Origin of the sequence: Streptomyces kebangsaanensis (assembly GCF_001906585.1) — a bacterium.
GTDB lineage: Bacteria > Actinomycetota > Actinomycetes > Streptomycetales > Streptomycetaceae > Streptomyces > Streptomyces kebangsaanensis.
Window position 1 is genome coordinate 47,648 of the sequence record NZ_JUJA01000166.1, and the last position, 16,612, is coordinate 64,259.

13 protein-coding genes and 5 pseudogenes are annotated in these 16,612 nt (G+C 70.2%); 12 read left to right on the top strand and 6 right to left on the bottom strand.

The genetic code is table 11. From position 1 onward, the window contains the following. Positions 1–206 (top strand): annotated as a pseudogene (locus RH94_RS45565) (DUF6986 family protein); the annotation flags it as partial. 63 nt (positions 207–269) lie between these two features. Here RH94_RS45565 and RH94_RS34315 read toward each other — a convergent pair. After that, positions 270–1,361, bottom strand: coding sequence for a LacI family DNA-binding transcriptional regulator (locus tag RH94_RS34315; protein WP_199881126.1), 1,092 nt, complete (start codon positions 1,359–1,361; stop codon positions 270–272). A 162-nt stretch (positions 1,362–1,523) separates the two neighbouring features. On the opposite strand from RH94_RS34315, the gene RH94_RS34320 reads away from it, so the two are divergent. The 4 genes and pseudogenes from RH94_RS34320 (at position 1,524) to RH94_RS34330 (ending at position 5,429) form a co-directional block, all read left to right on the top strand. After that, complete coding sequence (locus RH94_RS34320; protein ID WP_073952212.1) at positions 1,524–2,477, top strand: ROK family protein; 954 nt, start codon at positions 1,524–1,526, stop codon at positions 2,475–2,477. A gap of 744 nt (positions 2,478–3,221) precedes the next feature. Then, a partial coding sequence (locus tag RH94_RS45570) for a hypothetical protein (RefSeq protein WP_234426257.1) occupies positions 3,222–3,308 on the top strand: 87 nt, incomplete at its 3' end. A 1-nt stretch (position 3,309) separates the two neighbouring features. Further along, positions 3,310–4,106 (top strand): annotated as a pseudogene (locus RH94_RS34325) (DUF6424 family protein); the annotation flags it as partial. Positions 4,107–4,295: 189 nt separating this feature from the next. After that, a complete protein-coding gene (locus RH94_RS34330; protein WP_073952214.1) occupies positions 4,296–5,429 on the top strand; it encodes a DUF2235 domain-containing protein in 1,134 nt (377 codons plus the stop codon). Between the two features lie 62 nt (positions 5,430–5,491). Here RH94_RS34330 and RH94_RS45575 read toward each other — a convergent pair whose 3' ends face one another. The 3 genes and pseudogenes from RH94_RS45575 to RH94_RS45585 all read right to left on the bottom strand — a co-directional run bounded on the left by RH94_RS45575 (position 5,492) and on the right by RH94_RS45585 (position 6,833). After that, positions 5,492–5,884, bottom strand: a complete 393-nt coding sequence (locus RH94_RS45575) for a M23 family metallopeptidase (protein WP_234426258.1) — start codon at positions 5,882–5,884, stop codon at positions 5,492–5,494. Beyond that, a pseudogene (locus RH94_RS45580) lies at positions 5,885–6,133 on the bottom strand (peptidoglycan-binding protein); the annotation flags it as partial. Positions 6,134–6,140: 7 nt separating this feature from the next. Further along, positions 6,141–6,833, bottom strand: coding sequence for a transglycosylase SLT domain-containing protein (locus tag RH94_RS45585; RefSeq protein WP_073952215.1), 693 nt, complete (start codon positions 6,831–6,833; stop codon positions 6,141–6,143). A gap of 728 nt (positions 6,834–7,561) precedes the next feature. On the opposite strand from RH94_RS45585, the gene RH94_RS34355 reads away from it, so the two are divergent. Then, on the top strand, positions 7,562–8,638 hold the full coding sequence (locus RH94_RS34355) for a M4 family metallopeptidase (protein ID WP_073952217.1): 1,077 nt from the start codon (positions 7,562–7,564) through the stop codon (positions 8,636–8,638). 183 nt (positions 8,639–8,821) lie between these two features. After that, positions 8,822–10,042: a hypothetical protein gene (locus RH94_RS34360; RefSeq protein WP_234426240.1), complete on the top strand. Its 1,221-nt coding sequence runs from the start codon at positions 8,822–8,824 to the stop codon at positions 10,040–10,042. On the opposite strand, the gene RH94_RS34365 is transcribed toward RH94_RS34360, so the two are convergent. Both RH94_RS34365 and RH94_RS46485 read right to left on the bottom strand, forming a co-directional pair. Next, complete coding sequence (locus RH94_RS34365) at positions 10,026–11,846, bottom strand: asparagine synthase-related protein (protein ID WP_073952218.1); 1,821 nt, start codon at positions 11,844–11,846, stop codon at positions 10,026–10,028. The genes RH94_RS34360 and RH94_RS34365 overlap by 17 nt on opposite strands. A 1-nt stretch (position 11,847) precedes the next feature. Continuing rightward, complete coding sequence (locus tag RH94_RS46485) at positions 11,848–12,402, bottom strand: lasso peptide biosynthesis B2 protein (RefSeq protein ID WP_324614342.1); 555 nt, start codon at positions 12,400–12,402, stop codon at positions 11,848–11,850. A gap of 407 nt (positions 12,403–12,809) precedes the next feature. Between RH94_RS46485 and RH94_RS40100 the strand changes: the two are divergent. The 5 genes and pseudogenes from RH94_RS40100 to RH94_RS34390 all read left to right on the top strand — a co-directional run. Continuing rightward, positions 12,810–12,929 (top strand): annotated as a pseudogene (locus tag RH94_RS40100) (helix-turn-helix domain-containing protein); the annotation flags it as partial. Between the two features lie 167 nt (positions 12,930–13,096). Then, on the top strand, positions 13,097–13,291 hold the full coding sequence (locus tag RH94_RS34380; RefSeq protein ID WP_073952220.1) for a hypothetical protein: 195 nt from the start codon (positions 13,097–13,099) through the stop codon (positions 13,289–13,291). A gap of 141 nt (positions 13,292–13,432) precedes the next feature. Further along, a partial coding sequence (locus tag RH94_RS34385) for an NUDIX hydrolase (protein ID WP_234426242.1) occupies positions 13,433–14,283 on the top strand: 851 nt, incomplete at its 3' end. 1 nt (position 14,284) lies between these two features. After that, positions 14,285–14,478: pseudogene (locus RH94_RS45595) on the top strand (ATP/GTP-binding protein); the annotation flags it as partial. Positions 14,479–14,766: 288 nt separating this feature from the next. After that, the gene (locus tag RH94_RS34390) at positions 14,767–16,584 is read left to right on the top strand and encodes an ABC transporter family substrate-binding protein (protein WP_073952221.1); all 1,818 of its coding nucleotides are present in this window, start codon (positions 14,767–14,769) and stop codon (positions 16,582–16,584) included. Positions 16,585–16,612 lie beyond the last annotated feature (28 nt).

A 16,612-nucleotide genomic window follows, 5' to 3' on the forward strand; every position in this document is an offset into this window, starting at 1 on the left:
GCCTCGCCCGCTACGCCGGCCGCGCGGGCGGCGACGTCATGGAGGAGCCCGCCACCGCCAGGGCGCTCAGCGGCCACCTGCTGCGGGGCCTGGACTGCGGAGCCCTCGACATTGCCGAGGTCACCCGGCTCACCGGCCTGACCCGCCCCGCCCTGGAGTCCTTCACCGCCCCGCGACGCGGAAACCCCACCGCTTCCGCTCCGTAGGCCCTGTCGCCGTGCGGCCCCCCTTCGGGCGGACGAGGGGAAGGCGACGACAGGACCCGGGGGTCACTCCGCCGGCGGCAGCTCGCCCGAGCCGCGGGTGATCAGCCGGGTCGGGAGCTCGATCCGCTCCGGGGCGACGAGGGTGCCGTCCAGCTGGCGGAAGAGGCGTTCGGCGGCGGTGCGGCCGAGGGCGGCGGCGTCCTGGGCGACGACGGTGACGCCCGGCTGGAGCAGGTCGGCCAGTTCGATGTCGTCGAAGCCGACGAGGGCGACCCGGCGCGGCTGCTCGGCCAGGACGCGGATCACGGTGACGGTCACCCGGTTGTTGGCCGAGAAGACCGCGGTGACCGGGGCGGGCCCGGACAACATCGCCTCGGCGGCCGGGCGCACCCGTCCGGGGTCGGTGGCGCCCAGCGACATCCAGGAGTCCTCGACCGCTATCCCCGCGTCCTCCATCGCCGCCCGGTAGCCGCGCAGGCGCTCGGCGGCCGTGTGGATGCGCGGCATGTCACCGATGAAGCCGATCCGGCGGTGGCCGTGGGCGATCAGATGGGCGACGCCGTCGCGGGCGCCGCCGAAGTTGTCCGACAGCACGACGTCGGCGGCGATGTGCCCGGCCGGGCGGTCCACGAACACGGTGGCGACGCCCGCCTTGATCTCCGGCTCCAGGTACCGGTGGTCGTCGCCGGCCGGGATGACGACCAGCCCGTCCACCCGCCGGGCGCACAGTGCCAGCGCCAGCTCCTGCTCGCGCTCCGGGTCCTCCGCGCTGGAGCCGTTGATGAGCAGGGCGCCGTGCGCGCGGGCGACCTCCTCCACCGCGCGGCTGAGCGGGCCGTAGAACGGGTCGGCGAGGTCCTCCAGGATCAGCCCGATGCTCGCCGTACGGCCCTTGCGCAGCACTCGCGCGCTGTCGTTGCGCCGGAAACCGAGGGCCTCGATGGCCTCCTGGACGCGCCGCTCGGTGTCCGGGGTCACGCCGGGCTCGCCGTTGACCACGCGGGAGACGGTCTTCAGACCGACCCCGGCGCGTGCCGCCACGTCCTTCATCGTCGGACGGGTGCCGTAACGGGGCGCGGGGCGGTCTGCTCGGCGGGCGGTCTCTGGCACGATGCGGCGTCCTGTCCTGTCGTCCACGGGGATGCGGCGGTCCATGGGTTCGTATGAGGATGTGGCATCGTCGAGCATAGAGCCTGGACAACGTTGTCATGCGCGCGAGAGACTGTGCACCGCACACTCCGGCCGGCGTCCCCCACCGCGAGACCGGGCTGCGCCCACCTCTTGGTTTCTCATGGTTGACGGGGAGATTCGACTCTGATGCACACCGACCTCGTGGCCGCGCTGGACATCGGCGGCACCAAGATCGCCGGAGCGCTGGTGGACGGCCACGGCAGCATCCTGGTGCGCGCGCAGCGCGCGACGCCCGCACAGGAGGACGGCGACACCGTCATGCGGGCCGTGGAGGAGGTGCTCGGCGAACTGGCCGCGTCGCCGCTGTGGGGGCGTGCCGCGGCGCTGGGCATCGGCAGCGCGGGCCCGGTGGACGCCTCCGCGGGCACCGTCAGCCCCGTGAACGTGCCCGGCTGGCGCGGCTATCCGCTGGTCGAACGGGCCCGCGCCGCCGCCGGCGGTCTGCCGGTGCGGCTGATCGGCGACGGCGTGGCCATCACGGCGGCCGAGCACTGGCAGGGCGCCGCCCGCGGCCACGACAACGCGCTGTGCATGGTGGTCTCCACCGGCGTGGGCGGCGGTCTGGTGCTCGGCGGCCGGCTGCACCCCGGCCCGACCGGCAACGCCGGCCACATAGGCCACATCAGCGTGGACCTCGACGGCGACCCGTGCCCGTGCGGCTCGCGCGGCTGCGTGGAGCGCATCGCGAGCGGTCCGAACATCGCCCGCCGTGCGCTGGCGGGCGGTTGGCGGCCGGGCCCCGACGGCGACACCTCGGCCGCCGCGGTGGCGGCCGCCGCCCGGGCCGGCGACCCGGTCGCCGTGGCCTCGTTCGAACGCGCCGCCCGCGCCCTGGCCGCGGGCATCGCCGCCACCGCGACCCTGGTCGAGATCGACATCGCGGTGATCGGCGGAGGCGTGGGCAAGGCGGGCGACGTCCTCCTCGCTCCCCTCCGCAAGGCCCTGACCGACTACGCCACCCTCTCCTTCGTCCGGCGCCTGACGGTCGTCCCGGCCCAGATGGGCACGGACGCCGGCCTGGTGGGAGCGGCGGCGGCCGCCCTCGGGGCACGGGCGAACGCGACGGCCGCCGGGGTCTGACGGGGCTCCGGGGCCGGCGGTCCCGGATCGCGGAGTCGGGCGTCCTTCCCGGAGATCGGCCNNGCCACGGCCAGGGCGCCGTCGAGGCGCCTGTCGACGGCGCCCTGGCCGAAGGTGCCGAAGCCGCGGGACCGGCGTGGCTCGCTGAAGACGTCCGCCGTCGGACGGAGCGCGACTCGGACGACCGTCGGCAGGTGCTCGCGGCGCACGATGCCGGAGTGTCCGGCGACTCGCCGCTGGGCGTCGGGCAGCGCGGTCATGCCGGTGGGGGCGGGCCGGTGCGAGAGTGCGTCGAGGCCGACCGGTGGAGGGACCGGGCGATGGCGTACGGGTCCTCGTCGTCGAGCGGGTGAGGACGCGTGACGTGACGCCCGGTCACCACGTCCTGCCGGGTCGGGGACGGCGTAAGTCCGGGTTCGGCCATCGTTCCCGAGGCCAGGGACGTTGCCGATGATCTCGCACGGCGGCGTGCAGATCTTGTTGTGGCGGCCCAGGCAGCACGGGCCGTGGCAGGTGTGATGGCGCCCTCGACGGGCGTCACCGGGACCAGCCTGCCCCCGTCGACGAGGTGCTGGGTGGTGGATGACCTCGTGGTCGCCCTGCTGGTGAATCCTGCCCATCGGGGTTTCCGGCGGCCCGGGTTCGCGAACCTCCTGCCCCGAGCGCACGATGAAGACAGGGGCATTCGGCACCGTGGGCCGGACGCGGACCGCGGTTGGTACGTGGAGGTCGGTCATGGCCCGCATGGGTTCCCTCGCATCGTCCCGGACTTCCGACACGCTCGAGCCCGGAGGGATCGAATCGGAGAGCCATCCTTGGAAGATACGGCTGNTGGTCGAGCACCCCAAGCGCTTCGAGTCGTCGTTCTTCCGCGCCGCGAAGAAGGCGGCGCGGAAGATTCTCGACGAGATGAGCGACGCGGAACTGCCGTACGGGCCCCGGCCCGTCGGCTCCGAGCACTGGGAGATGCACCACGGAGGCAGCCTCTGGGTCAAGGCAGCGGGCGGCTGGCGGATGTACCGCGCCCGGGTGGGCATCGAGTGGAGCATGCAGTTCTGCGCGGAGCCGGTGAAGGTCGAGCGGCTCAGGCAGGAGGCGGCCGAACTCGTCGATGCCTTCCCGCTGACCCTGCCCGCCCTCGCCGAGCTGGGGTACGAGGAGGCCGGGGAACTGCTGCGCACCCCGATCAAGGACGCGGACGGTGTGGAGGCGTGGACCGATTCCCTGTTCAACGCGTGCGTGCCCATGAGTCACGGAAACCACCAGGGGATCCTGCCCAAGGTGCCCGGTGAGCACCACTACCCCTGGCCCGTCAAGGGCGCGGACTTCGTCCGGTACGACGACTTCCGTCTGTGGGTGACCCTGCCCGACGGCACCCACGGCGCCGTCGCCCCGGTGGACCGTCGGGGTTCCGGCGACGGACACGTCCGCCTGGTGCACGTTCCCGAGGGCAGCGAGGCGGCGGACGCACTGGCCCAGGCGCAGGACCAGGGGCTGATGGCGGTTCTGCCGCCGAACAGCTCCGCCGCGCTCCAGGCCTTCGCGGAGCAGATCCACCCCGGACGGCGCACCGCGGCCGGTCCCCTGGCCACGGGCCGGGCGCGCCGGAACGTCCGGGACCTCCGCTAGTGCCGCGGCAGGCAACGTTTGCCCGTCAAGGAGCGGCGTCCGGTGCGTGCTCTCGGCGTGCCGGCCGGAAGTCCTCGTACTGGATGTACTTGGGCTTTCGGGCGGTGCGGCGAGAGTGCGTGCCGGGCGTCGCGACGGGGCGAACGTTGCCTGTTGCGGCACTAGGAGCCCGCCGGACGAGGAGCCGATATGCCCCGCAGAATCGTCATCTGCCTCGACGGGACGGGCGATCAGGTGGGCGCCCGCCACCCGACCAACGTGGTCCGGCTGTTCGAGATGCTGGAGGCGGACGACCCGACACGTCAGCTCCTTTACTACGACCCCGGCGTCGGCACCATGTCGTCGGCCGCCGCCCGCGGTCCGGTCGGCCGCCGGCTGTCCCGTATGTGCGGTCTCGCCTTCGGCACCGGGCTGAGGACCAACCTCGCCGAGGCGTACACCTACTTGATGCGGCACTGGGAGCCCGGCGACCTCGTGCATGTCTTCGGTTTCAGCCGCGGTGCCTACACCGCCCGTGCGCTGGTCGGGATGCTCAACAAGCCCGGACTCATGCGGGCCGGCTCGGAGAATCTCGTCCCCTACGCAGTGGCCAAGTACGCCTTCGACCAGGACATCGACAAGAGCGAGCGGGAGGTGGCCCGGTTCTCGCACGCCTTCTGCCGGCGCACCGAGCACGAACCGCTGTGGACGGCGGTCAAGCGCAACGATCCGCGGCAGGTCTCCCACTACGCCCTTCCGGTCGCCTACCTCGGCGTCTGGGACACCGTGAAGGCGGCGGGCGTCCTCCGCCCGGGCAATCTGCAGTGGCCCTACACCCACCAACTCCCCAACGCCGCCCGCATCCGCCACGCCGTTTCCCTGGACGAGAAGCGGCGCCCCTTCCGCGAGTTCCTGGTGACACGTCGACCGGAGCCGCTGTGCGACACGGCGCAGGAGGTCTGGTTCGCCGGCGTCCACTCCGACGTCGGCGGCACCTTCGCACACAAGAAGGGCGATCCCCTGCTCTCGACGATCACCCTCAAGTGGATCACCGACGGCGTCTGCCAGGACCTGATCTTCCGCCCTGGCGCGTACGAGGAGGCCTGCGCGGTGACCGAGGAGTTCGCCGACGCGGCCATCCACCGGAACGGCCCGTTGTGGGTCCTCGCCGGCCGGCGCTCGCGCCGCGTACCCGAGCACGCCATGGTGCACGCGAGCGTCCGGCTCCGCCGGGAGCGGGACCCCGAGTACCGCCCGGACCTGCCCGATCCGACGGATCCGGGCCGCTGGGCCGACCCCGACTGGGCGTTGCCGAAGTCGGTGTCGCGGGCCCGTACGGGGTGACCGACGCGTGGGTACCTCGGATTTCGACGGGCGGCCTCGGACTCACCGCGCGAGTGTGCCCGTCACCAGCTGGGAGCCACGTCGGATCCGAAGCGACCACCGGCTGGGCGCTTCTCGAAGTGCAGGTGGGGTCCGGTGGCGTTCCCGGTCGAGCCCACTTCGGCGACCTGCTGCCCGGCGCGGACGGAACCACTGGTGACGTCCCGATGGGAGAGGTGACAGTACCAGTAGTCGAATCCGCCTGACCTCAGCACGAGGTAGTCGCCGAAGCTGCCGTCATGCCCGGCGCGGACGGAACCGCTGAGTACGGCGACACAGGGCGTACCCTTCGGGGCGGCGTAGTCCGCACCCGTGTGGTAGCCCAGACTCCAGTGGGGCCCCCGCTTGTGATAGGGAGTTGTCACCGCGTGTCCCGGTACGGGAGAGGAGACGTGCGCGGTCGCGGCACTCGTCACCGGGACGTGGAGCCGGTCCCAGGACTGCCGGCCGGGCATGCCGTCGGCGTCACTCGCCGAGAGGTCGAGCTTGCGCTGCCAGGCGGCGTAGGACTGGCGGTCGGCGTCGGTCCACTCGGGTCCCGGGCCCGTCCGGTACTTCCCGCATCCTTCCGCGACGAGGCGCTTGCCCATGGCAGTGATGATCGGACTGCGTCGGCCTGCGCGGAAGAACGCCGCTCCGGGGAACGGCTCGTACGCGGGCATGGGTCTCTCCTCAGTAGCCACGGGGCGGAAGGTGCGGATTCGCCTGCTGAACCTGGGAGATGTCTCCGTACCTGTCCCAGATGTAGTTGATGGCGGCTGCGATGTTCGCGACCGGATCATAGATCCGGTTCACCGTGCCTGCTTGGTGATTCTGGGCGAAGGTGCCGGGGATCACTTGTGCGTACCCACGGGAGCAGTTGAGTCTCGCTCCGTCCGCCTGCCGCGGTCCCTTGGCGTTCACGTCGCTCTGATTCACCGCGTTGGCATGAAAACCTGATTCCCGTCGCATGAGGGTGAGCAGGTTCGCGTCATTGCTCACCCCGGTGACCCATTCCCTCGGGGCGCCTGTTCTGGCGCACGCCTCCAGCGCAAACGTGCGAGCGGTGTCCTCGTCCGTACTGATCCCGGAATTCTTCGTGTACTCGACGGAAGTCTTGGCGATGGACCCGGGATGCCGACAGTCCACGGTGAACCCGGCTGTGGCGCCGAGTTTCGTCAGGGATGAGCAGCCGGGGAACCCGTTCGCGTCCGAGCCCTTGAAGCCGATCGACCGTTGCCAGGCGGCGTAGGCGGACCTCGTCTGCGGGCCGAACGAGCCCGTGGCTCCTGCAGGGATACTGAAACCAGCTTCGATCAGCGCGCTCTGCAGGGTCTTGACGTCGTTGTCCGTCTTGCCGAACCGCACGTTCGAAAGGGAGACCATCGCGCTCCTCCTCGGATCGGAGGCCGATCCCGGTCGGCGTTCGCACAGCGCCTACGCATGGGGTACTCGCGCGAGAATTTCTTCACTCCGGGCTGTTACTGCGCTCCCCTCCAGCGTGCGCCTGCTGGATCTGTCCCGCAAACGGAGCAACGCACGGAGTCCGTTGCGGTCCCTGCAGGCTGCCGTCGGACGTCGGGGACACTCGGCCCGCTCCCGCTCGACTTGCCCGGGATGCCGTCGGCGTCACTGCCGGAGAAGCCCGGCTTCTGTTGCCAGGCGGCGCAGGACCTCGCGTCACCCGCCCTCCTGCACACCGATGTTGCCGCTGGACCGGTACCGGTTGCGACGTGCGCGAGGCCGCAAGGGCATCCAGCCGCGGTGACGGGCCACAGACGGAGTCGCGGGACGCTGAGTTGCAGGCCCTTGATGGCGGAGGGAGACTGATGTGGTAGCACGCGCGCGCGTGGATCGCGCGTTGAAACCGGATGCGTCCCCTCACCCGTGGGGAGGAATCCATGTTCGCGGCACAGCGACCGGCGACCTTCCAGCATTGAGACGTTCTGCGGGGCCGCGCCGCCCGTATCAGCGTCTGACGGACCGACAGCACTGTTTTTCCGGGACTGTCCCGAGGCGGACGTACAGGTCTCGGATCGGACGACGGTGACGCCGTTCGGCGGACGAGGTGCGCTACCCGCTACCGCCATACGCCACCGATCGGGGTACATCCCATGACCGACAACATCCGTGGCTCCTCGCTCAGGTCCGTGGCCACGACGCCATGTGCGATCGTGCCACCGCATTTGCTCAACCGGCTGGCCCGGGCTGAGGACCGGGCCGTGCACGAGCCTGCCCGCCGCACCCTCGCGCTCGACGCGGCACAACGCGTTCAACGGAGGCTGACGGCCGAGGTCGGCCCGACCGCCGCCCCGCCGACGCGGGTTCCCGACCATCCCGACCGCACCGTCTGCGACGTCGAGCACCGGCAGGAGCTGCCCGGCAAACGCATACGCGGCGAGGGCGAGACCGACGTACCGGACACCTCGGTCAATCACGCCTACGACGGTCTGGGAGCCACCTTCGACTTCTATCTGCAGACCCTGTCCCGCTTGTCCGTCGACGGGGACGGCCTCCCGCTGGATGCCAGCGTCCACTTCCGCCGGGACTACGACAACGCCTTCTGGGACGGCGAGCAGATGGTCTTCGGCGACGGGGACGGCCGTGTTTTCGGCGACTTCACCCAGTCCCTCGACGTCATCGGCCACGAGCTCACCCACGGCGTCACCCAATACACCGCCAACCTGGCATACGTCGGCCAGTCCGGAGCCCTGAACGAGCACGTGTCCGACGTGTTCGGGTCCCTGGTCGAGCAGTACGCCAAGGGCCAGACGACCGAGGAGGCGAGCTGGCTGGTCGGGGAGGAACTGCTGCGCCCCGGTGTCCACGGCGTCGCTCTGCGCTCGATGAAGGCGCCCGGCACCGCGTACGACGACGATGAGCTCGGCAAGGATCCGCAGCCCGCCCACATGAAGGACTTCGTGCAGACGTTCGCCGACAACGGCGGCGTACACATCAACTCGGGCATCCCCAACCACGCCTTCTACCTGGCCGCGACCCAGCGCGGAGGCCACGCCTGGGATCACGCCGGCCGTATCTGGTACGACGTGCTCACCCGTGGCGCACTCGCCGGTGACGCCGACTTCGCGTCGTTCGCACGGCTGACGGTGGACGCCGCCGACGCCTACGGGCCGCAGGAGCGAGACGCGGTCCTGCAGGCATGGGACGCGGTCGGCGTACCCACGGGCTGAGCCGGCCGGCGGGACTCTTCCCGGCCGGCTCGGGCGGGTGTCCGGCCGCGGTCACCGCCGGCACACCGCGCACGGCCTGCGGCGCCAGGAGGTGATCACGTGAAGACTCCCCACAGGTCCGGCGTCGGCTCGCGTCTGCGGGCGCCACGGTTCCCGACGAGCACCAGGGGGTCACCGGCGACCTTGGTACTGATCCTGCTGGTCCTCCTCGTGACGGCGCCGGTGCTGGGCTGGTTCGGCATCGAGGACCTCGGCGAGGCCCTGACCTACACGGGTCGCGTCACCGGTGCCGTCCTCGTCCTGGTCTCGGCCACCGTGTTGTTGGGCGCCGCCGCGGTGGTGGACCACTGGTTCCGGAACAGTTTCCCCTACTCCGGCATGGTCGCGCTGATCGGCGTGGTCGCGGCATTGCTGGCCAACGCCACACTCCTGCTCGAGACATTCAAGGACGGCGATTCCACCGCCTACCTGGTGTTGTGGAGCCTGCTCACGGCGGGTTCCGCATGGGCTGTCTCCGCGGTGTGGCGGACATCGGTCGTGATCCCCGCTCCGAAGCGGGTGGCCGCGGCACTGATCGTCTCCTCGAGTCTCGCGGTAGCCAATTTCGGCTACCAGTACCTCTTCCAGCCGTACCAGCACGGGGCCAAGCCTCTCGTCACCATGACAGTGGGGAAACCTGTGCTGAGTCAGGACCGCAAGGCATTCGCCGTAGCGGTCGACATCAGGCTCGAGAACCGCAGCGATGTGGGCTTCTATCTGCTTGGCACCGAGTTCCACGCCATGGGTGAACGGGTGCCGCTGAGCACGAAGGACCGGCTCCGCAAGCAGTGGCGTGCCGATGCCAAGCAGTGGGGCATATTCCACGACAAACACCCACTCTCCCGCAGGGAGATCAACCAGCCCGGCGAGTTGGTGGCGGCACAGCCATGGATGCCGGTCGGCGACTGGACCGAGGCGGGCGATGTGTCCGTTACCCGAATACTTGTGCAACTGCCCGTCAACACACCGTACGACCAGTTGGCGTTCTACGCCACCGCGAGCTTCGCGCGCAAGGACCGGCTCGGCCTGGACCAGCTCGAGTCGAAGGGATACTCCTGGTCCGGCGGCAAAGTGCCCCAGTGGTTGAGAAACAACAAGACGCCCTCCGACTTCGTCATCTACCGCGGCAGGGCGTACGAGAACAACGCGATCGCCACGCATACGATGGACCCCCGCTATGTCACTGTGTATTGGAAGTTCGGTACGAATGGCGCAGGCCTGGTGGAAGTCATCGCGCGAAGCGGCGAGGAGGACCGCGAACTCAGCGAAGCGGAATCGCGGGCGGTGAGGAGCCGGTACGGTCTCGTCGACGTCGAAACAGGCCCGATCGAACAAACGCTGTGGAACGTCAAGAGCCGGCGCTGACCGGCACGGTCGCACCGGGTGCGGGGGAGTACCGGCCCAATTGCTCCAGCCACACCACCAGGGCGAGAGAACCGTTCAGACGATCCCAGGAATATGAGTCACCGATGCCGAGCTGAGCCTCCCTCACTGCCCGGCACAGCATCCCGACGTCGAACATCTCCGCAGTCAGCGGATGCCTCGCGGAGCGGCAGAAGTCGATGAGTTCGTCGCCGTGCGTCCGCAAGCCGCGGGTGTAGAGCTGGTTGAAGGGGACCTTGACCACTCGGTCACGGATCCGGGACGGGAGCAGACCTGCCATGGCCTCGCGCAGAACCGCCTTCGGACGGCCCGGGCGGAACGAGGCTTCGGCGGGGAGACGACGCATCGTGGCGACGACCTCGGGGTCGAGGAAGGGGTGCGAGAGGAAGAACCCGTCCTGCTGTGCCCGGATCCAGGACAGCGGGTCGGGAGCGGCGATGTAGTTGGCCGCGTCGTAGAGGGACTGTTCCGGCCGGCGTCCGAACACGAAGCGGCTCTCCGCGATGCTGGCCTCCCGGTAGCCGTGAGCCCGCGCGAACCCTGACCGCAGCCATCGGGGGCGGGTGAAGTCGCCGAGGCCGCCGAGCACCGTTCCGGGGCGGCGGACGAGCGCTGTGATCCGCTCGGCTGTCAACGGGAGAGCCGGCCGCACGACGTAGTCCAGGACGATGTCCCGCAGGCCCCGCTCGCTGCCCGCGGCCCAGGCACGTGCCTGCTTCGCCATCTGCCGGAGCTGTCCTGTGCGGGCCAGCCTGTGCAGATGGAGCGGGTTGGCGTCCGCGACCGGATCGGCCCCGCAGCCGGTCATGAGGGTGTCACAGCCCAGTTCCGCCGCGGCGGCATGAAGCCTGCCCCAGAACGGGGCGCGGAAGGCGTGCACATGCGGCTCGTCCGGGTCTCCCGCGTGGTGCTGGAAGTCGTCGAAGTCGGCCACGTCGTCGACGTCGACGATCACCGGGCGGGCCGCGGGTGCGTGACGGCGGATCTCCTCCATCGCCTCGTCGAGGTAGGGCTGTTCCCCAGCCAGTTCTCCCCCGCCGAAGCGCCCCGTGATGAGGACGAGGTCCCCGTAGTGGCCCTGTTCCGCGGCCAGCAGACGTGCTGCGAGCAACGCGACGCTGGTGGAGTCGATGCCGCCGGAGACGTGGCATGCCGTCATCCCGCCCATACGGCGCCCGACAGCGTTCTCCAGCGCGAGGCGCAGGTCCTTCGCCGCATCGCCGATACGGGGTCCGTCCGGTGCCGGTACCGGCGGGTCCTGCGCCTGACGGACGCGGTGCCGCACTCGGCCGCGTATCCGCCCGGTGAGCGAAAGCTCCACCACCTCGCCGGCCAGGACCCGGTGTACCCCGGCGAAAGGGGTGAGTTCCGAGTGGGGTTGGGCCGCGTTCCCGGTCAGATACCGGCAGAAGTAGCGGCGTTCCAGTTCTGCGGCGCCGCCCAGGCGGCGGGCCGAGGTGCTCACCGCGCTCACCCGGCCGGCGGACTCCCTGAAGAACAGGGGGATGCGTGCCTGTTCGTCCCGCACCAGCAGGATGCGGTCGCGGTACACGAGGACCGCCGCGTAGTCGCCGATCGGCAGACGCGGTGCGGCTCCCGGCCGGCCGAAGTCGTCGAGGAGGCTGCGCGCGCCCGCGGCGCGGTCACGGACCGAGCCGACCCAGCCGGTGATCGCCGCGGTACCGGCCGGTGAGGAGACCGTCGTCACGAGTCCCTGCCGTGCCATGGCCCCGGCCGTCCAGAGCTTCGGCGTGCCCCCGGTCCACTGGAGACGGAGGGCTTCCACGTCACCGCCCTCCGCAGTCGATCGACAGGACCGGGGTGAACTCGTGCCCGCGCGGATCGGCGTCGGGGACGCACAGGCCGGCCGAGGACGTCCAGGCGTGCAGGGCGAACGGGCTCTCGCGTACACCGACGTGAAGCACGGCCGTCAGACCGCGCCGCCGCAGCAGGACGAAGGCCGTCACGGCCTCGGCCTTGCAGTCGTCGTTGACCAACCAGCTTCTGCGGCTGTGCGATTGCACTGCCCGTTTCAGCCGCGCGACCTCCCCCGCGGAGGCCGGGTCCGCACGGGCGTAATCCGGGGCTGCCAAGGACAGGAGCCGGAGAACGCGCCCGAATCCCATGGTCCGGATCAGCAGGTGGACTCCGCGCAGCCAGAGTCCGACCTCGACGTCCGAATGCTCCTTTCGGCGGGCTGTGGCACACCCCGCACGAACGAGGTCGGTGACGAGTTCAGCGCGTTCCTCGGGGCTTCCGTCGGCGAACTTCTGTATGTCAGCCGTCGCCATTCCAAGGAATCGCGTCCGTCTCCAGTCCGCGATCAGCGCTCCGCCGGACATCCTTGTGACACGGCAGTGCGGTGACAGGATCCGCGTCAGGGCTGCCAGGGCATCGGCATTCTCTGTCACCGCACACCCTCCGAGGTCGGCCTGCCGCAGCGACTCCGCGGCAGGCCCGGGTCGACTTGTGGACAGTGTCAGGACTGGTGTCCGTGACCGTCGTAGAAGCCGCCGCTGAAGCCCCGGATCAGACGGCCGTTGCCGAGGAGGACAAGCCCACGCGGCATACGGCGTCGCAGCATTCGGAGAAACATCGCCTACCTCCGGTATCAGGCGGCATTGTTGTATTCAGGCTACTCCGTCCTGGATGCCCCGCAACCGGACTGCCGGTGCCCGCGCCGCGAAACACGCCCCAGGTGTTCTGGCCGAGGAGGTTGGTGACGGAACTCCCGGTTGAGGGAACTTGAATGGGGTCCGTGGACGAGGGCCGGCCCCTGCGACGGGCCGCGGAACGGTTCCAGGTCTCCTTGACCACGGCCCAGCGGTGTGCCGACCGCTACCGTGAGTTCGGCGAAGCGGGCATGGCCACCCCGGAGTTCACCCGGGTCCACAACGACTTCCTCCGGGCTCTGGTCCTGGTCCCCCCGCTCCTGCAGCGGCACTTCGTCGCGGCGCTGACGCCGGGCTCGACGAAGGGGTGACACACGGCGGTCCGCGGCGTGACCTCCGGGCGGTCACGGCAGTTGGACGGGGCATGAAGAAGCGCAGCATGCTCGCCCTCGCCTCCCTGGCCACCGGGTTCGTCGTGGCCGCCGTCACTCCGTCGCACGCCGCCGAGCACGGCCGGCTCGGTGATCCGGCCGTGAAGGACGCCGTGGGCGCCGTCGACCAGACCCTGGGCCAGGACGGCCTCCCCACGGACGACGAGGCCCAGCGGCACCACCGCTGAGGCCGGCCCGGCCGGGCGCGGCGCCGGTGCCCCCGTCGCGGGGGTGCCGGCGCCGTCCTGCGGGCGCCCCTCAACTGGGGCTGGTTTCCGTGGCAGGGTGGAGCGGGCAAGCCACAGGGGGCCAACAGAAGAGGGGGACCCGTGATCGTCTGGATCAACGGCGCTTTCGGTGCGGGGAAGACCACTGCCGCACGGGAACTGATCGAGCTGATCCCGAACAGCACGCTCTTCGACCCCGAGGTCATCGGCAGCGCGCTCACGCATCTGCTGCCGCCCAAACACCTCGCCGAGGTCGGCGACTACCAGGACCTGCCGATCTGGCGGCGCCTGGTGATCGACACGGCCGCCGCGATGCTCGCCGAACTGGGCGGAACCCTCGTGGTCCCCATGACCCTGCTGCGCCAGGAGTACCGCGACGAGATCTTCGGCGGCCTCGCCGCCCGCCGCGTCACCGTCCGGCACATCCTCCTCGCCCCGGCCGAAACGATCCTGCGGGAGCGGATAGCCGGCCGTGAGGTCCCGCCCGACCTGCCCGACGGCGAGATGCGCGTACGGCAGTGGTCCTACGACCACATCGATCCCTACCGCGCCGCCCTCGCCTCCTGGCTCACCGCCGACGCCCACCCCGTCGACACCAGCGCCCTCACCCCGTACGAGACGGCTGCCCGGATCGTCGAGGCCGTCAGCAGCGGTGCGGTGCCCGTCTGCGACATCGTGCAGACCCCGGAGCCCACCGGCGAGACGGTCGCCTCCGGGGTCCTCCTCTTCGACGAGCAGGACCGCGTGCTGCTCGTCGACCCCACCTACAAGCCCGGCTGGGAGTTCCCCGGCGGCGTCGTCGAACCCGGCGAGGCCCCGGCCCGCGCGGGAATGCGCGAGGTCGCCGAGGAGACCGGGATACGGCTGGACGACGTGCCCCGCCTGCTCGTCGTCGACTGGGAGCCGCCCGCGCCCCCCGGCTTCGGCGGCCTGCGCTTCCTCTTCGACGGCGGNGCGGACGGCTGGACTCCGCGGCGGCCGAGCGCCTGCTGCTGCCCGGCCCCGAACTGCGCGACTGCCGCTTCGTCACCGAGTGGGAGGCCGCCGGCCTGCTGCCGCCCGTGCGCTACGAACGGCTGCGACGGGCGCTGCGGGCGCGCGAGCGCGGAGCGGCGGTGTACCTGGAGGCGGGCGTTCCGGTCGGCTGACGGCCGGTCGGCCGACGGCCGTTCTCGAGCTCCTCAGGAGGACGCCCGCAACTCCGCCTGGTTTTGGCGGTGTCGGCCGAAAATCCACCCTTCCGGACGCGCCACCAGGTGACTTTGCCCGGTGTGGGGGATTCCGAGGGGAAACCCAGAGGGAATTGTCGCCGTCCCGGTATGAACACGGGACCGAAGAAAGTACAGGAGCGTTCTACCGTCGGTGCGCAGCTCAGTTCTCCCACGGCCGCCGGCCGACGTGACACGGCCGGGTCTTCCGCCTGTCGAAGGAGGGACATGCGCGTGCAACGATCGGCCCTCACCAGGGGACTCACGCTCGCCGCCGGGCTCATCCTGGTCCTGACCGCGTGCAACAGCAGCGGTGGAGGCGACGGCCCCGGCAAGAACGACTCCGCCGGGCTCGCGTCCTGCGGTACCCGGGGCAAGGCCAACACCTGCAACTCCGGCGCCACCAAGCCAGGAGGAACGTTCACCTACACGCTGGAGAAGAACATCCAGCAGTGGAACGTCCAGGACGCCAACGGCAACACCTTCGAGAACGGTGAGGCGCTGGGCGTCGTACTGCCCCAGGTCTTCGTCCCCCAGCCCGACTTCTCCGTCGCCCTCAACACCGATCTGGTCACCTCCGCGACCCAGACGAGCACCAGCCCGCAGACCCTCGTCTACAAGATCAACCCGAAGGCGTCCTGGAACGACGGCACACCCGTCACCGCCGACGATTTCATCTACTACTGGCGCACCAACAACGGCAGGGACTGCCCTCCGCCGCCTGAGAGCGACGCGAGCCAGACCAAGGGCTGCCTGCCGCAGAGCACGGCGGGCTACGACAGGATCAAGTCCGTCACCGGCTCCGACGACGGCAGGACCGTCACCGTGGTGATGGCCAAGTCCTTCTCCGACTGGAAGCAGCTCTTCGGCGCCGGCTACCCGCTCTACCCGGCGCACGTCGCCGAGAAGCTCTCCGGCGCCAAGGCGGGGGACGCCGCGCACATGACGGCCGCGCAGATGACCCAGGGCTGGCAGTACTTCCAGAAGACCCCGCCGTCCGAGTACGCGACGGCCGGCCCGTACAGGATGCAGGACTGGACGGACAACGACCACGCCACCTTCGTGCCCGACCCCAAGTGGTGGGGGAAGACCAAGCCGTCCCTGGACCGGCTGATCTTCAAGGTCATCACGGACGCCACGCAGGAGCCCACCGCCCTGCGCAACAACGAGGTCCAGGCCATCTACCCGCAGCCCGAGGTCGACCTGGTCAACCAGATCAAGGCCATCCCGAACGTCACCTACACCATCGGCAACGGCCTGATCTGGGAGCACTTCGACCTCAACCTGCACAACCCGGTGATCGGCAAGTACAAGGCACTGCGCCAGGCGATGTTCACCGCGATCAGCATCGAGGACATCGTCTCCAAGACGGTCGGCCAGTTCGACCCGGAGACCAAGCAGCTCGGCAGCCACAACTACGTTCCTGGCCAGGCCGGTTACCAGGATCTCGTCACCGGTACGGGACAGGGGTCGGGTGATCTCGGGAAGGCGAAGAAGTACCTCGTCGACGCGAAGTTCACCGGAGTCGGTACGGCCCTGAAGACGCCGGACGGCAAGGCCGTCGGCCCCTTCAACTGCCGTTACACCACCGGCAACCAGATCCGGCAGAGCGAGTGCCAGATCCTGCAGAGCAACCTGGCGAGCCTCGGCATCAAGGTCACCATCAAGCCGATCGGCGCGGCCGACCTCGGCACCGTCCTGGTGGGGCACCAGTACGACATCATCGTCTTCGCCTGGGTCGGCTCCCCGTTCCCCAGCGCCAACGCCCAGCAGAACTGGGTGACGGGCGGCGGCGGCAACTACGGCGGCTACAGCGACAAGACGGTCGACCGGCTGATCACCCAGGCCGTCGGCGAGACCGACCAGGCCAAGGCAGCCTCGCTGCTCAACCAGGCCGACAGGATCGTGGTGGACGACGCCTACGTGCTGCCGCTCTACCAGAAGCCGACGTTCCTCGCGGTGCAGACGCGGTTCGTGAACATGCGGGACAACGCCACCAACGTGGGCCCGCCGTACAACACCGCCGAATGGGGCCTGAAGAAGTAGGCCCGGCGGCGTTCTCGTTCACCTGCCC

What these genes read in the sequence shown, in the direction of transcription:
- RH94_RS34380 (WP_073952220.1), top strand. Translation starts at nt 13,097, where the DNA reads ATGAAGAAGCGCAGCATGCTCGCCCTCGCCTCCCTGGCCACCGGGTTC.
- RH94_RS34390 (WP_073952221.1), top strand. Translation starts at nt 14,767, where the DNA reads ATGCGCGTGCAACGATCGGCCCTCACCAGGGGACTCACGCTCGCCGCC.
- RH94_RS34330 (WP_073952214.1), top strand. Translation starts at nt 4,296, where the DNA reads ATGCCCCGCAGAATCGTCATCTGCCTCGACGGGACGGGCGATCAGGTG.
- RH94_RS45585 (WP_073952215.1), bottom strand. Translation starts at nt 6,833, where the DNA reads ATGGTCTCCCTTTCGAACGTGCGGTTCGGCAAGACGGACAACGACGTC.
- RH94_RS46485 (WP_324614342.1), bottom strand. Translation starts at nt 12,402, where the DNA reads ATGTCCGGCGGAGCGCTGATCGCGGACTGGAGACGGACGCGATTCCTT.
- RH94_RS34355 (WP_073952217.1), top strand. Translation starts at nt 7,562, where the DNA reads ATGACCGACAACATCCGTGGCTCCTCGCTCAGGTCCGTGGCCACGACG.
- RH94_RS34315 (WP_199881126.1), bottom strand. Translation starts at nt 1,361, where the DNA reads ATGGACCGCCGCATCCCCGTGGACGACAGGACAGGACGCCGCATCGTG.
- RH94_RS34320 (WP_073952212.1), top strand. Translation starts at nt 1,524, where the DNA reads ATGCACACCGACCTCGTGGCCGCGCTGGACATCGGCGGCACCAAGATC.